Raw genomic sequence first — 15,484 nt, 5'->3', positions numbered from 1 at the left:
CACCCCGTCGCCCCCCGCCCCGGGCGCCCCCGGGCGCGCGGCGCCCATCCCCGACCCTCCCGGCCCCCCCCCCCGCCCAAGGCCGGGGGGCCCCCCCCCGCCGCCGCCGACTCTCGAGGCGAGTTCGCCGACGACCTCGCCGGCGTTGACGCCGACGTCGTCGGGCACCGAAACGACGAACTGGGCGCTGTTCTGCCCGCTACCCAGCACCGCGATCTTGCCCTCGTCGCTGATCGCGGTCGCGGTCGCGCGCAACTCGTCCATATCGGCGTCGATGCGGTCGATGACCGCCGTCGTCTCGCCGACCTCGATCTCCGCGGCGTCGCCGCCGCCGCCCGCTCGAGCGGCGGCGAGCTGTTCGGTCAGGTCCTCGATCTCCTTGCCGCGGGCCTTCCACTCCTCGAAGAAGCGCTCGGCGGTTTCGGGGACGTCCTCGGGTGAGACGTCCAGAATCTCGGCGGCCCCGTAGAGGGCGTCCTCGGTCTCCTGGGTTGCCTCGATGGCGGCCTCGCCGGCGGCGAACGTGATTCGCTCGACGCCGTCCTGGACGCGCTCGGTGTTGAGCACTTTGATCGTTCCGATCTCGCCGGTGCGGGCGACGTGGGTCCCCCCGCAGGCCTGGACGTCCTCGTCGACGTGGATCAGTCGGATCTGCTCGCCCGGCGGAATGCCGCCCTGGTAGAGGTCGAACCCGTGCTCGGCCTCGGCGTCGTGGCGGTCGGGCCACTCCTGTGTGACCGGGGCGTTGTCCATCACGATCCCGTTCGCCGTCCGCTCGATTCGCTTGACGTCCTCGCGATCGATCCGGGCATAGTGGCGCAGGTCGATCCGCGAGGAGTCGACGCCCTTCTGGGCGCCGGCCTGGCGGACGTGGTCGCCGAGCACCTGGCGGGCCGCGTGGATGACGATGTGGGTCGCCGTGTGGTGGCGCATCAGCTGTCGGCGCCGATCGACGTCGAGGTAGCCCTTCACGAACTCGCCCTTGCCCGGGTGGGCGTCGGTCCGGTGGAGGATGACGCCGTCTTCGATCTGGACGTCCTCGACCTCGACGGTGGCGTCGTCGGTCGAGAGCGTCCCCGTGTCGGCGGGCTGGCCCCCGCCCTCGGGGTAGAACATCGTCTGGTCGAGGACGACGTCGTAGCCGTCCTCGCGCTCGAAGACGTCCAGCACGACCGCCTCGAACTCGGTGCGTTGCTGGTCGTCGTAGTACAGCTTCTCCGTCTCCGGGAGATCCCCGAACCGGGAGTCGGTGTCGTCGCCGTCCTCCTCTACGGCCCCAGCGGTGTCGTGGCGCTCGGCGACGAGGCTGTAGAAGTCGTCGGGAACGTCGACGTCGGCGCCGGCCTCCGCGGCGATCTCCTCGACCATATCGGGCTGGATGCCGTGGGAGTCGTAGAGCTCGATCAGCTCCTCGGTCGGGACCGGGGCCTCCTTCTTGGCGTACTCCGCGGCGAGGCTCTCGACCCGACGGCCGCCCCGCTCCAAGGTCTCGCGGTACTTCTCGACCTCGGTGCGGACGATGTCCCGGATCGTGTCGCGGTTCTCGTACTCCAGGCGCTCTGCCTGCATGTCGACGAGCTCGTCCAACGGCGCGTCGACGCCGACGTTGTCACAGAGCCGTTTCGTTCGTCGCAGCACCATCCGCGCGAGATAGCCCGTCCCGACGTTCGAGGGGACGATCCCGTCCCCGAGCATGTACGCGAGGGTACGACAGTGATCGGCGATCGCATAGATGTCCTCGAGCGGTTCCATCAGCTCGGTGAGCTCGGCGGCGTCGACCTCGAGCTGGTCAGCGATCTCCCCGCGGGCGGTCTCCATGTCCTCGGCCTCGTCGATGTCCATGTGGCCCGCCAGCTTGGCGGCGCGGTGGACCAGCTCCGACTCCGCGTCGGTGTGATCGAGGTCGGCATTGTCCTTCAGGAACTCGATCATGTCGGGGTAGATTGCCTCGTAGACGGTCGGTGTCCCCTGGGACACCCAGGTCCAGCGCTCGAGGCCGTAGCCCGTGTCGACGATGTAGGTGTCCATCGGGCTGTAGCGGTTGCCGTCTTTCATCTCGTACTCGCCCTCCGGATCCTGTTCCATCGACATGAAGACCAGCGTCGCGAGCTCGACGCCCCGGTAGATGACCTCGATCGCGGGTCCGGCGTTGCCGCCGCCGACCCACGGGTCCTCGATGTAGATTACCTCCTCGAGGTCGACGCCCATCGAGTCGAAGAAGCCGTCGCAGAGCTCGACGGTACGGTCCTTCCAGTAGACCTCGCCCTGGTAGGCGTACTGGTCGGGATCCTCGAGATCCTCGCGGGCGTTGAAGGCGTGGTGGGCCATCATCTCGAAGGCCATCGTGTGCCGGCCCGTCTTGCCGACGTTGTCGATGTCCTGCATCCGAATACACGGTTGCGAGACCGTCAGGGGGTTCGCCGGCGGCGGCGTCTCCCCGCTCGTGACCAGCGGCTGGAAGTCGTAGATCGATGCCTGCGTGAGCAAGACGTCGTCGCGCCAGCGGTTCGCCGCGACGGGGTAGGGCTCGATCCGCTCGTGGTCGTGGTCCTCGAAGAAGGAGAGGAACGTCTCTCGCATCTCCTCGAGGCTGTACTCCGCGTCGAAGCCGGGATTCCCGATGAAGTCGTACTCCGCGCAGGGGGGCTCGCCGCACGTGTCCCTGTCGTGGTCGCGCGTCCAGAAGTGCGCGCCACAGGAGGGACACTCCTTGCGCTCGAAGCCTTCCTCCTCGAAGTACTCGAGGCGGTACTCCTCCTCCAGTTCACTCATTACACGTGTGTTGGCCCCGCAGCGGGTAAAATAGTTCCGCAACCGTTGTTCGGGATAGATCGCCCAACGACGGCGGTCTCGGGCTCGAGGGCGTCGATCGGCTCCCCGAAATCGGCCGTCACCGGTACGCGAACGCGACCGCCAGCAGGACGACGACCGTACTCGCCAGCGCGACGCCGGCGACAACCGCGTCGTCGACCTCGAGCCAGACGAGGGGCGCGAACCCGAGCGACAGGACGCCACAGCCGATCGCGACGAATCCGAGACGACGGCCCGTCTCCCGGTCGACGTCGGGCGTCGTCAGCAGCTCTCGGCGGTCGCGAACCGCGACGAGCCAGCCGAGGACGAAACACAACAGTGCGCTCGCGAGGAGCGTCGCGGTTCCGACTACCCTCGGCGGGATCTCGAGGACGATCGCTGCCGCCAGCGCGAACAGCCCGATCCCGACGATCCCGAGGACGGCGGCGTTCGCTCGAGCGCCCGCATCGTCGTCCGGCTCGAGGCCGTACAGCCGCCGCGTCCAGCTTCCGGCCCGAAGCGAGGCGAGCGCGAGCCCGAGACAGCCGGCGCCGACGGCGAGGACGAGGGCGATGCCACCGGTCGAGGGAGCCACGGCTGGCGAGCGGTACGTTCCGAACTGCGAAAATTCCGTCGAACGGATCGATCTCAGTGGCGTGTGGACGGACCGTTCGGCGACGTGTCTGCAGTGCCGATCAGCCGCCACGGGGTGGGACTGAAAGGGGCTGGCGTTCTCGAGCGTTCCGACGACGCAAGCACGCGACTGCAAGGAGCGCGCAGCGAGTCAGAACGCTCGAGAACGGCAGGGGCTTTCGCGGTGATGGTTCCAGAAGCACGTCCTGCTCGCACGAACAAAGGAGATCGCCACGCCCTCCCCAGCCGATTCACTCACTCCCTACGGTCGTTCGTTCATCCCTCGCGCAGTATCGTCGACCTCCCTCACTGACGTTCGGTCCGTCGACAGCGCACGCCACCGCAGCGAGGGACGGTTGATACCCGGTGAGAGGTAGTTCCCCTTCTCCCGTACGGAACGCGAGGTTCACGGCCACGCGGATACCGAAATCGTCGTCCCGACTACCGATACCGAACGTCGCGTTCAGTCCTCGTTCTCGAGGGCCAGCGACGCCAGCATCGCCTCGAGCTGGAGCCGTTCGTTCGCGCCCTCCGTGATCCGGTAGTCGACCTCGCCGAGGCGCTCGAGCAGTCGCACCGTCGCTTTCTCGGGGATGTCGAACTGCCACGCGGAACGGTGAAGCTGGTCGATCACGTCCCCGCCCGCCAGCCCGCGCTCGGTCAGCAGGTCCTCGAGGGCCGCGCGGGCGGCCGTGAAGTCGCCGTCGATGGCCCGGTCGACCATCGCCTCGACCTCCTCGGGCCGCGCGGTCGAGGTGATCGCGAAGACGGTCTCCTCGTCGACGACCTCGCCCATCACGGCCGCGGCCTGGAGCCCGTTGATCGCCTTGCGCATGTCGCCGTCGGCCGCGTAGATCAGCGCCTCGACGCCGTCGTCGGTAACCTGAATGCCCTCGTTTTCGGCGATCTCGCGGATCTGCGCTTCGACGGCGTCCTCGGTGAGTTCGGTAAACCGGAAGACCGCACAGCGAGACTGGATGGGGTCGATGATCTGGCTCGAGTAGTTACACGAGAGGATAAACCGGGTGTTGCTCGAGAACTGCTCCATCGTCCGGCGCAGCGCCGACTGCGCGTCGGAGGTGAGGGCGTCGGCCTCGTCGAGGAAGATGATTCGGTGATCGTACCCGCCGAACGACGAGCGCGCGAAGTCCTTGATCCGATCGCGGACGACATCGATTCCCCGTTGATCGGAGGCGTTCAGCTCGAGGAAGTTCTCGCGCCAGTCGCCGCCGTAGACCTCGCGGGCGATGGCCTGGGCTGCGGTCGTTTTTCCCGTTCCTGCTGGACCTGCAAACATGAGGTGGGGCAGGTCGTCCTGCTCGACGTACCGCTGGAGGCGCGGCACGATGTTCTCGTGGCCCTTGATCTCGTCGAGCCGCTCCGGGCGATACTTCTCGATCCAGACCTCGGTCTTGCCGGGAGTCGGCTCCGCCGCCTCGGCGTCGGCCTCGCTCATGGTCCTCGCAAGGGGTGGCCGGCAGATAAATCGCCCGAAGGCCGACCTCGAGTGCGTTTCGTCTCTCCCCGCGGTACGAGGGGGGTCGCTGCCCCGACTGCGAGAACGGATCATGTTTTTCAGCCCACACGATGAGTGGTGACCTATGGCGCCAGAAACGTCCGTACGCAAGCGACTCGCGGTCGTCGCGCTCGTCGTCGTCCTCCTCGGCGCGGTGCCGACGGGGGTCGCCGCGCAGTCCGAGTCGACCGTCGGGGGCACCGTCGTCGTGGGGGAGGGAGAGACGATCGACGACCTCGAGACCGTCGCCGGAACCGTCGTCGTCGAGGGGACCGTGACGGGCGACGTCTCGGCCGCGGCCGGCGACGTCCGGATCGCCGACACCGGCGAGGTCGGGGGGAACCTCGAGGCCGCCGCCGGAAGCGTGACGATCGACGGCAGCGTCGGCGGCGACGTCGACGCCGGCGCGGGCAACGTCGAGGTCGGCGAGGGCGCGACCGTCGGCGGGGAGTTCACCGCCGGCGCGGGCAACGTCGTCGTGAACGGCGCGCTCGAGGGCGACGCGGCCATCGGCGCCGAGACGATCGCGCTGGGCGACGCCGCGACGATCGCGGGCGACCTGCGGTACAACGGCGACCTGCAGGGTAACTCCGACGCGGTCGCGGGCTCGGTCACCGAGGACTCGACGCTGGGGGTCGAGGTCGGGCCGACGCTACAGCCGCTGACGACGTGGCTGGTCGCGCTCTACACCCTCGCGTTGAACCTGCTGCTCGGCGCCGCGTTGCTCGCGCTGTTCCCGCGGTTCTCGGACGGCGTCGCCGATCGGGTGTCGACCGACCCCCTGCGAACGGGACTGGTCGGGTTCGGCGTGCTGATCGGCGTCCCGGCGCTGCTCGTCGCCGCCGCGATCACGATCGTCGGCATCCCGTTCTCGATCGTCGGCGGGTTCGCGTTCGCATTCGTCGTCTGGATCGGGATCGTCTACGGGCGGTTCGCCGTCGCCGCCTGGCTGCTGGGCTACGCCGGCCTCGAGAACCGCTGGCTGGCGCTGGTCGTCGGGCTGATCGCCGGCGCCGTCCTCGCGCGGGTGCCGTTCGTAGGCGACCTGCTGAATTTCCTGATCCTGCTGCTCGGACTGGGCGCGCTGGTCCGGGGACTGTACGCCCGCCGACGAACGGCCGAAACCGGGACGCGCGGACGGCGGGACCGACTCGGGCCAGACGAGCCGACGGGCGACTGAGCCCGCTCGGCCGAGGACGGGGTCGTTCGACAGTCGACGCGCTCAAGTCCGGGCTCGAGCAAGGACGACCATGCGGGTCACCGTCGACGTCAAGGGCGAGGACAGCCGCGAACTCGAACTCGCGGACGTGGCGACCGAGGCTCCCGAGCCGACCTACGCCGACCTGCTCCGGGAGGTCGGGTTGAGCCTCCACGAGGTGAGCGTGCTGGTCGACGGCCGCCCAGTGCCCGAGGACCAGCCCGTCGAGAGCGAGCGCGTGACCGTTCTCAGACTGATCAAGGGCGGTTGATCGCGCGTAATTCGAGCGCGGCGAGGACCCCCATCTCCCGCGGCCGAGAGGTGGGCCAACCGGGGCGTGGCGACCGACGGACTGTTGACTCGCGGCGACGAACGGTCGACCGATGCACGTTCGGACGGCCCGTTCCGAAGACGCCCTCGCAGTCAGGCGCATCCTCGACGCCGCGATGCTCGAGCCCGGCGACGTCGAGACCCGGATCGGAGACGGCGACGTCCTCGTCGCCGGCGATCGACGGGGCGGGCCCGACGGAACCGACGAGCGACTTCTCGGCGCGCTCGTCCTCGAGCCCCGCGAGCGGGGCGCCCACGTCGCGGCCGTCGGCGTCCGTCATCGCCACCGCGGCCGGGGGATCGGTCGGCGACTGGTCGAGCGTGCCCTCGAGCGCGAACGGCGGCTGACTGCGCGCTTCGACGAGAGGGTGGACCCGTTCTACGAGCGGCTCGGCTTCGAGATCGAACCGATCGGCGAGGGACGACGCCGGGGTGTCGTCGTGGCGAGTCGACACGAGTGAGAGCCGGCCCCGGGCCCCGTCCCGTGCCGGCGGAAGTTTAACACGGAGTGCGTGGTACGATCCGTCGCATGGCGCTCCAACGGCTGCTCAGCGGAGATCCGTCGAAGAGTTCGAAGCTGTACATCGCGATCGGCCTGCTCTCGCTCGCGAAGGCGATCGTCGTCTACAAGGACCGAAACCGATTCCGGCGGGAGCTGATCGACGCCGCGCTGTTCCTCGGCGTCGGCATCACGCTCCGGAAGTACAGCCAGCTCAAGGCCGAAAAGCGCGAGGAGATCGAGTCGCAGGTGCCCGACTGGCTGGCCGGCGCCGCCCAGTCCGAGGCTGCCAGACGGGGCGTCCGTTCGGTCGCGAAACGAAAGCTCGGCGGGGAGTCCGAGCCGGAGCCGACGCTGCGCGACCGCGCTCGAGACGCCGTCTCGCGGTAATCCCGGCTTCGGATAGCGACCGTTTTCCCGTCCTGCAGACGCAGTTCGCTCGGATTACGAGGAGTTGGTCGGCTCGAGCGTCGCCGTGAAGTGACGGATTTCGGCCATCTCGGGTTCCTCGACGATCTGGAGTTCCGAGACCTCGTCGCGTCGCTCGAGGACCGCAGCGGCGGTCTCGGCGACGTGCTCGAGGTGCTCGCGGTGGTAGGTTCGGCGGGGTAGCGCCAGCCGAACCAGCTCCGGGCGGTCGGCGTCGGGGAACGCGAAGCTCCCTAGCTCGACTCCCCGGACCCCGCCCTCGCGGTAGAGCTCGCAGACCAGCGCCTGCCCGGGGAACGCCTCGGGCTCGAGGTGAGGGAGGAAGGCGCCGGCGTCGAGGTAGACCGCGTGCCCGCCCGCGGGCGTGTAGATCGGGACGCCGACCGACTCGAGGGCGTCGGCGAGCTCCCGGACCTGCTCGACGCGGTCGGCGACGTAGGCCTCCTCGACGGCCTCCCGGAGGCCGACGGCCATCGCCGCGATGTCCCGGCCCGCCATTCCGCCGTAGGTGGGAAACCCCTCGTAGAGGATCGCCCGCTGTTTGCACTGCTCGTACAGCGCCTCGTTGTCGGTGGCGACGAACCCGCCCGCGTTGGCGAGGCCGTCTTTCTTCCCGCTCATCACGACGGCGTCGGCCAGCCCGAGCTGTTCGCGGGCGACGTCGGCGACTGACGCGTCGGCGAACTCGTCTTCGCGCTCGGTGACGAAGTGGGCGTTCTCGGCGAACCGGCAGGCGTCGATCACGAACGTCGCACCGATCTGGTTGGCAAAGTCCCACACTCGCCGCGTGTTCTCGACGGAAACGGGCTGGCCCGCCGCGGAGTTGTTCGTGATCGTCTGGACGACGACCGGGACCCGCTCGGGGCCGTACTCCTCGACGACTGCGCGGGCGCGCTCGAGCGACGTGTTCCCCTTGAACGGGCCGTCCGCGTCGGGGTCGCGGGCGTCGTCGACCGGACAGTCGACGGGGTCGGCACCCTGGTTGGCGATGTGGGCTCGCGTGGTGTCGAAGTGGGTGTTGTTCGGAACGACGTCGCCCTCCTCGACGAGGGTGCCGTAGAGGACGTTCTCCGCCCCGCGACCCTGGTGGGCCGGGACGACCCGCGAAAAGCCCATCACGTCGGCGACGGCCTCTTCGAGTTCGCCGAAGCTGCGCGAGCCCGCGTAGGCCTCGTCGCCCCGGAGCAGCGCCGCCCACTGCTCGTCGCTCATCGCGCCCGTCCCGCTGTCGGTGAGCAGATCGACGAAGACGTCCGCCGAGTCGAGGTTGAAGACGTTGTACCCGGCCTCCTCGAGGGCCCGTTCGCGCTTCGCTCTCGAGGGGAGGTGGATCTGCTCGACGACCTTCGACTTGTATCCGACCATACCGAGACGACGCGATCCGGGCAGTTCAAATCGAGTGACGGAACGTGGGGACGGACGGCGTCGCTCGCTCGTCGACGGACCCATTCGGGGTGCGTCGTCCGAATACTGCCATCGGCGGTCGGATTCGCGGACGACCCCGTCCGTTCGTAACATTGGCAACCACAACGCCCGCGAGACGCACCGTTATTAAGTATGGATAATAATGATCGAGTATGGCAGGTTACGACCAGACGCTCCGACCGTTTCTCTGGCGCGCGGAACGGCTACACCCCGACCAGGAGGTCGTCTCCCGGACCGGCGACGGAATCGTTCGCAACACCTACGCGGAGTACGGCGACCGCACCCGACAACTCGCGAACGCCCTCGAGGACGCCGGGATCGGCGAGGGCGACCGCGTCGGCACCTTCTGCTGGAACCACCACCGCCACGCGGAGGCCTACTTCGCGGTGCCGAACAGCGGGAGCCAGCTACATACGATCAACCCGCTGCTCCCGGCCGAACACATCCAGTACATCGTCGAGAACGCCGAAGATCGGCTGGTGTTCGTCGACCCGTCGCTGCTCGATCCCCTCGAGGCGGCCTACGACGCCGACGCCTTCGAGAGCGTCGAGCAGTTCGTCGTGATGGGCGACGCGGTGCCGGAGACCGACCTCGGGCCCGTCACCGACTACGAGTCCTTTATCGGCGCCCAGTCAGCCGAATACGAGTGGCCCGAACTCGACGAGGACAGCCCCGCCGGGATGTGTTACACCTCGGGGACGACGGGCAAACCGAAGGGCGTCGAGTACACCCAGCAGATGCTCTGGAGCCACACGATGATGACGCTGACCCCGCAGGGACTCGGCATCGCCGAGGACGACGTCGTCATGCCCGTCGTTCCGATGTTCCACGTCAACGCGTGGGGGCTGCCGTTCTCGACGACCGCCGCGGGCGCGAAACACGTCTACCCCGGCCCCTCGCCCGACCCCGCGGACCTGGTCGAACTCATCGAGGAGGAGGGCGTCACGATCACCGCAGGCGTGCCGACGGTCTGGCTCGGCGTCTTGGAGTACGTCCAGGAACACGGCGCCGACCTCTCCTCGCTCGAGCGGATCGTCATCGGGGGGAGCGCAGCGCCCAAGAGCCTGATCCGCGAGTTCGACGAGATGGGCGTCGAGGTCGTCCACGCCTGGGGGATGACCGAGATGTCGCCGCTTGGTACCGTCGCTCACCTCAAGGAGGGACTCGAGGATCTCCCCGCGGAGGAGCAGTACGAAAAACAGGCCACGCAGGGGCTGATCGTCCCCGGCCTCGAGTTCACGGTCGTCGACGACGACGGCGAGGAAGTCGAGTGGAACGGCGAGGAGTTCGGCGAACTCTACGTCCGCGGGCCGTGGGTCACCGACTCCTACTTCGAGCGCCCCGACGCCGACGAGGAGGATTTCGAGGGGTCGTGGCTCAAGACGGGCGACATCGTCACCGTCGACGAGGACGGCTACGTCAAGATCGTCGACCGCGCGAAGGACGTGATCAAAAGCGGCGGCGAGTGGATCTCCTCGGTCGAACTCGAGAACGCGATCATGGCCCACGACGCCGTCAGCGAGGCAACCGTCATCGGCGCGCCCCACGAGAAGTGGCAGGAACGCCCCGTCGCGTTCGTCGTCCCGACCGAAAACGCCGGGATGAGCGAGGACGAACTCCACGACGAGGTCCGGTCGCTCGTCGCGGAAGACTACCCCGACTGGTGGACCCCCGACGCGGTCGTCCGCATCGACGAGGTGCCCAAGACGGCGACCGGCAAGTTCGACAAGAAGGTGCTGCGCGAGGAGTACGAGACCGCGGCGCTGCTCGAGGACGAGTAGCGCTCCCCGGATCGACCGCGGGGACGGCTTCGAATCGACGCTCCGCTAGCTCGACGCGGCGAGCGGTCGGCTCTCGGACTCGCGAACGCGGAACCGGTCGGTCGTCGCGGCGATACGCGGCCGGGACCGCCCCGCCGTCAAAGCAGCAGCGACAGCGCGGCCAGGACCAGGAACGCGAGCACGAGCCACTTCGCGATGGTCATGGAGACGCCCGCGACGCCGCCGGCGCCGAGCGCCGCGGCGATCAGTGCGATGACGAAGAACAGGAGTGCCAGTTCTAGCATACCTCGTGTTTCGAGGGGATAGCAAAAGTGCGTTGAGCCTGAATCTGCCAAACGGTAACGATTCGGGCGCGAAAAACGGCGGCATCGGGCGCGAACGGTCGCCCGCTCCGGGTGCTAGAAGAGCCCCTGAGTCAGCTCGAGGGTCTCTTCGCGGTCGTCCCAGTCGACGAAGATGGCGACGCTGGTCGCGCTGGTGATGATGTCGTGGACGTTGATGCGGGCCTCCGCCAGCGGGTTGACGATCTCGCCGATAATACCCGGCTGGTTGGGCAGTTCGCCGCCGGTGACCCGGACGACCGCCAGCGACTCGTCGACGGTGACGCTCGAGAGTTCGTCGCGAGCGATGACCTCCCGGTGGAGGATGGTCTCGGAGCGCTCGGCGTCGTCCTCGTCGACGTAGAAGGTGATGCTGTCGAGCCCGCTGGCGACGGCGTCGATGTTGATGTCGGCCTCGCTGAGGGGTTGGGAGAGGTGGTTGAACACGCCCGGCTGGTTGCGGATCGCACGGCCCGCGACGGTCAGGCAGGCCAGCGGTCGCTCCCGGAGGTCGACCAGGTTCTCGAACTCGCCCTCGATGCTCGTGCCGCCCGAGAGGAGGTCGCCGTGCTGGTAGTGAACGACCCGAACCGACAGGGTTCCGTCCTTGTAGGAAAGCGCCGAGGGTGCGACGACCTCCGCACCCCGGAACGAGAGGTTACGGAGCTCGTCGACGGAGATCTCGCCGACGTTGCGGGCGCCCTCGACGACGTTGGGGTCGCCGGTCATGACGCCCTCGACGTCGGTGACGATGACGACCTCGTCGGCGTCCATGTACTTGCCCATCATCACGGCGGTCGTGTCGCTGCCGCCGCGACCGAGCGTCGTCACCGAACCGTCCGGTCCCTCCGCGAGAAAGCCCGTGATTACCGGGACCGTTTCGTCGAGCTCCGCGGCGACCTCGCGGGCGCGCTTCTGACTCTCCTCGACGTCGACCTCGCCGTACTCGTCGGTGACGACGGGCCAGTTCTCGCTGCCGGGCTCGAGGAACGTCGCGTCGACGTCGCGGGCCGACAGCGCGGCCTTGAGCATTCGGACCGAGGTCCGCTCGCCCATACTGACGATCTGGGCGCGGTCGGCCTCGTCGGTCTCGAAGGTGATCTCGTCGAGCAGTTCGTCGGTCGTCGACCCCATCGCGCTGGCGACGACGGCGATCTCGTGGCCGTCATCGACGGCCGCGGCGATCGAGTCGGCGGCGCGGTTGATTCGGTCGCCGCTGCCGAGACTCGTGCCTCCGAACTTCGCTACGACGCGCATACTGACACCTCGCGGTCCGACGGTAACCTGGTGGATGGACTCATGCGAGGTGGTTGCAAGGGCGGGCAGATAACTGTGTCTCATCGGTTCCACTTTTACCCTCACCGATCCCACCCCCGTCTTCGCCCCCGGTCGACGCGGAGACGGTGCGCGTTCGGACTCGGGGTGATTCCAACTGGATTTATGTTTGTGGGTGTCATTACCACACCCCAATGAACGTACGGGACGCACTCGAGGCCGACGCCGACGCGCTGGCGGCGATCGCCGACTCCCCGACCGACGTGATGCGGAACCTGGTCCACGACCGCACCGTCCGGGTCGCCGAGGACGGTACGCACGACCCGAACGCCGACGTCTCGGAGTCCCAGTACGCCGGCTCGGATCCGGAGGACCTGCTCGGCTTCGTCAGTTTCGACGCGCGCGAGGATACCGTCCACGTCACCCAGCTCGACGGCACCCCCGACGCCTGCAAGCGGCTGCTCGCCGAACCGGTTCGGTTCGCCGAGCGCGAGGGGATGGCCGTCGAGGTGTTGATCGCGTCCGACGCCGGGTTGATCGAGGACGCGGCCCGGGAGCTGGGGTTCGACCGCCGCGGTTCGGGGCCGCGGTTCGACGGCGCCTCGACGGTTCGGTTTCGCCTCGAGGGCTAATTCCCGTCCTGCCGTTTCCGCCTTCAGTCTCGGCCGACGACCGCTTCGGCCTCGAGATCCAGGTACTCGAGGGCGGTCCGGAAGAAGATATCGCGCAGCGTTTCCCGCGGCAGGTCGCGCTCGAGCAGTTCGACTCGCTCCTCGCGGTACCGGTACGGAATATTCGGCGCGTCGGAGCCGTACATGATCGACTCGGAGAGCGCCGCGAGGGTCTCGTCGGCGATCGAGGACGGATCGAATCCGATCGTCTCCGGGGCCGCCCTCGCCATCGCGACCGTCGTGTCGAGATAGACGCCGTCGTACTCCCGCGCGAACGCGAAGAACCGATCGACCTCGTACGTTCCCATGTGGGCACAACAGACCCGGAGCTCGGGGTAGGAGTCGAGCAGCTCGGCGAAGGCGTCCGCGCCCACGTAGGGGCTGTCCTCGAACATCGGCGCCGTTCCGCCGTGGTAGGTGATCGGCCGATCGCGCTCGGCGGCGGCCTCGAGGGCGTCCTCGAGGCGCGGATCCGCGGGCCGACACTCCTGGACCGGGCAGTGGATCTTCAGCCCGCGCGCGCCGGCGTCGAAGGCGTCCCGGACGACGGTCGCGACGTCGTCGTCGGGATGGACCGTCGCAAACGGAAGCAGGCGATCCGAGGACGCGGCTCGCTCGAGCACCCACCCGTTCAGCTCGCGGGCGATTCCGGGCTCGTGGGCGTAGGGCAAGGCGACGAAGGCGGCGACGCCGGCCGCTCGGAGGACGTCCTCGATTTCCACGGGCGCGGTGGGCAGCGGGAACTCCCAGCCGGCCTCTCGGCGGAGCGATCGACGGATCGCCGCCAGCAGTCGCTCGGGGAGGACGTGGGTGTGGACGTCGATGGCGGGGCGGAACGGGACGGACCGATCGTCGGACGACGGGTCGGCGTCCTCGGTCGGTGGTTCAGCTCCGTCGAGCGGCGCGTCGGCGCGTTCGGGCGGTGAATCGTCGTCTTCGGGGGACATGTAGAGCGGGAATCGGCGTCAGCTGAACTTCTGGACGGTCACGTCGAGCGTGTCGAGGTCGACGATCGGCGCGAATCCGGCGTCGGGGTCGATGTTGACGCTGCGCTGGAAGTCGGTCTGGGCCTGCCAGCAGCCAGAGTTGATCGCGAGGACGTTGTGGTACTTGCCGAAGCCGAGCTTGTGGACGTGACCGGTGTGGAAGATGTCGGGCACGTCCTCCATGATCAGGTAGTCCTTCTCCTCGGGCGCGAGCCGGGTGTGACCACCGAACTGCGGGGCGACGTGGCGCTTCTTGAGCAGCTGGTACATCGCCCGGTGTGGCTCGTCGTAGTTCGCTTTCTCCTCGGGCAGTTCCGCGATGACCTCGTCGAGGCTGACGCCGTGGTACATCAGTATCGAGACGCCCTCGAGGGTCACGGTCGAGGGGTTGCTGACGATCCGGGGGTCGTGTGCGGACATGATCTCCCGGAGCTCCTCGTCGAACCCGGGCTGGGGTTCCGCGAGCCGCACCGCGTCGTGGTTGCCCGGGATCATGACGACCTCGAGGTCGCCGGGGACCCGCTTTAGCCGTTCGTTGAACGCCTCGTACTGCTCGTAGATGTCGACGATGTCGAGCTCCTCGTCCTGGTTCGGGTAGACCCCGACGCCCTCGACCATGTCGCCGGCGATCAGCAGGTACTCGACGTGTTGGGCTTCGGGGGTGTGCAGCCAGTCGGCGAAGCGGTTCCATGCCTCGCCCATGAACTCCTGACTGCCGACGTGGACGTCGCTGATCAGCGCCGCCTGAACGTGACGGTCGGCCGTCGAGGGCTCGTGCGTGCGGGGAACGTCCGGAAAGTACATCGAGTCGACGAACGCGATCCCCGAGTCGTCCGCGAGGGTCCCCTCCATCGCCAACACCTCGTCGTACAGCAGTTCGTCCACGAGATCGGCGTACTCGCGATCCTTCATCACGAGCCACGGGAAGGTTCCGGTCGCGTCCTCTAGTTCGATCAGCCAGTGGCCGCTGGCGGTCGAGCGCACGTCGTTGACCAGGCCGACCATCGCGGCCTCGCTCCCGCCCGGCATCGACTGGACGGCCGTCGCGGGTCGGTGGTTGACCCGCCCGCGGAGCTTCGATCCGAGCCGCTCGAGCCGATCGCGAAACACCGAGACGAAGTCGCCGTACTCGCCGGTTCCCGTGCTCTCGCCGGTCATGTCGCCGACGATCTCGATCGAGCGCTGGAGGGGGTCTGCGGACCTGTCGCTTCCGGCGTTCCCGCGTCCCTCGCCGACCCCCTTCGTTTCGACTGGAGAACCGCCATCGTTCGGTGACGACGGCGCGCTGTCGCCTCCAGTCGAAACGGGGGCGTGTTCGGCCGTTGAGCCCGTCTGCTCGGCGGTTCGGCCGCCGTCGGAGGCCGGTTCGGTCGCGTCCTCGAGATCGGGGTCGACGTGTTCGGACCGAACGACGAGCGCGTCGTCGGGCAGCGCCTCGAGCACGCGCTCGAGGGTCGCCGCCGGATCCTCGGTCGACGCGATCCGGGTTACGGCCTCGCGCTCGGCGTTGTAGCCGCGGCTCGTGAGTTCGCTGACGATCCGGGCGGCCCCCTCGAGTGGCACACGCCTCGCATTCGCGAGCGGCGTCAAAAGGGTAGCGGATGACCGTCGTGAACGTCGGTCCGACGAAC

At 68.3% G+C, this 15,484-nt stretch carries 14 protein-coding genes; 6 read left to right on the top strand and 8 right to left on the bottom strand.

Features of this window, described 5'->3' with window-relative positions:
- The 3 genes from alaS to GWG54_RS02505 form a co-directional block, all read right to left on the bottom strand.
- Positions 1–2,772 (bottom strand): alanine--tRNA ligase (alaS, locus tag GWG54_RS02515; protein ID WP_245242731.1); only part of this gene is annotated, 2,772 nt, incomplete at its 3' end.
- Between the two features lie 118 nt (positions 2,773–2,890).
- Entirely contained in the window at positions 2,891–3,385 is a 495-nt protein-coding gene (locus tag GWG54_RS02510) for a hypothetical protein (RefSeq protein WP_167936274.1), read from the bottom strand.
- 501 nt (positions 3,386–3,886) lie between these two features.
- Positions 3,887–4,879, bottom strand: coding sequence for a replication factor C small subunit (locus GWG54_RS02505; RefSeq protein ID WP_167936273.1), 993 nt, complete (start codon positions 4,877–4,879; stop codon positions 3,887–3,889).
- 145 nt (positions 4,880–5,024) lie between these two features.
- Here GWG54_RS02505 and GWG54_RS02500 point away from each other — a divergent pair, with 145 nt between their 5' ends.
- From GWG54_RS02500 to GWG54_RS02485, 4 genes are all read left to right on the top strand, one after another.
- Positions 5,025–6,119, top strand: a complete 1,095-nt coding sequence (locus GWG54_RS02500) for a polymer-forming cytoskeletal protein (protein ID WP_167936272.1) — start codon at positions 5,025–5,027, stop codon at positions 6,117–6,119.
- Between the two features lie 70 nt (positions 6,120–6,189).
- Positions 6,190–6,408, top strand: coding sequence for a ubiquitin-like small modifier protein 2 (locus GWG54_RS02495; RefSeq protein WP_167936271.1), 219 nt, complete (start codon positions 6,190–6,192; stop codon positions 6,406–6,408).
- A gap of 112 nt (positions 6,409–6,520) precedes the next feature.
- Positions 6,521–6,928, top strand: a complete 408-nt coding sequence (locus GWG54_RS02490) for a GNAT family N-acetyltransferase (RefSeq protein ID WP_167936270.1) — start codon at positions 6,521–6,523, stop codon at positions 6,926–6,928.
- Positions 6,929–6,996: 68 nt separating this feature from the next.
- Positions 6,997–7,356 carry a hypothetical protein gene (locus GWG54_RS02485; RefSeq protein ID WP_167936269.1) on the top strand — a complete coding sequence of 120 codons (360 nt, stop codon included), beginning with the start codon at positions 6,997–6,999 and terminating at the stop codon, positions 7,354–7,356.
- 54 nt (positions 7,357–7,410) lie between these two features.
- Here the strand turns inward: GWG54_RS02485 and GWG54_RS02480 are convergent, their stop codons facing one another.
- Positions 7,411–8,760, bottom strand: coding sequence for a tryptophanase (locus GWG54_RS02480; RefSeq protein ID WP_167936268.1), 1,350 nt, complete (start codon positions 8,758–8,760; stop codon positions 7,411–7,413).
- A 212-nt stretch (positions 8,761–8,972) separates the two neighbouring features.
- On the opposite strand from GWG54_RS02480, the gene GWG54_RS02475 reads away from it, so the two are divergent.
- Entirely contained in the window at positions 8,973–10,601 is a 1,629-nt protein-coding gene (locus tag GWG54_RS02475) for a long-chain fatty acid--CoA ligase (protein ID WP_167936267.1), read from the top strand.
- A 137-nt stretch (positions 10,602–10,738) separates the two neighbouring features.
- Here the strand turns inward: GWG54_RS02475 and GWG54_RS02470 are convergent, their stop codons facing one another.
- Complete coding sequence (locus GWG54_RS02470; protein ID WP_008421233.1) at positions 10,739–10,885, bottom strand: DUF1328 family protein; 147 nt, start codon at positions 10,883–10,885, stop codon at positions 10,739–10,741.
- A 114-nt stretch (positions 10,886–10,999) separates the two neighbouring features.
- The gene (locus GWG54_RS02465; RefSeq protein WP_167936266.1) at positions 11,000–12,178 is read right to left on the bottom strand and encodes an aspartate kinase; all 1,179 of its coding nucleotides are present in this window, start codon (positions 12,176–12,178) and stop codon (positions 11,000–11,002) included.
- A gap of 212 nt (positions 12,179–12,390) precedes the next feature.
- Here GWG54_RS02465 and GWG54_RS02460 point away from each other — a divergent pair, with 212 nt between their 5' ends.
- A complete protein-coding gene (locus tag GWG54_RS02460) occupies positions 12,391–12,828 on the top strand; it encodes a hypothetical protein (protein ID WP_167936265.1) in 438 nt (145 codons plus the stop codon).
- Positions 12,829–12,851: 23 nt separating this feature from the next.
- Here the strand turns inward: GWG54_RS02460 and GWG54_RS02455 are convergent, their stop codons facing one another.
- Together GWG54_RS02455 and GWG54_RS02450 are read right to left on the bottom strand one after the other, a co-directional pair.
- Positions 12,852–13,814, bottom strand: coding sequence for an amidohydrolase family protein (locus GWG54_RS02455; RefSeq protein ID WP_209438218.1), 963 nt, complete (start codon positions 13,812–13,814; stop codon positions 12,852–12,854).
- 18 nt (positions 13,815–13,832) lie between these two features.
- Positions 13,833–15,416 (bottom strand): DNA-directed DNA polymerase II small subunit, encoded by a 1,584-nt coding sequence (locus GWG54_RS02450; protein ID WP_167936264.1) that lies wholly within the window; start codon positions 15,414–15,416, stop codon positions 13,833–13,835.
- Positions 15,417–15,484: the final 68 nt, after the last annotated feature.

Source organism: Natronococcus sp. JC468 (assembly GCF_012163165.1).
In the GTDB taxonomy this organism is placed as follows: domain Archaea; phylum Halobacteriota; class Halobacteria; order Halobacteriales; family Natrialbaceae; genus Natronococcus; species Natronococcus jeotgali.
This window is presented reverse-complemented; position numbering and strand designations above follow the sequence as displayed.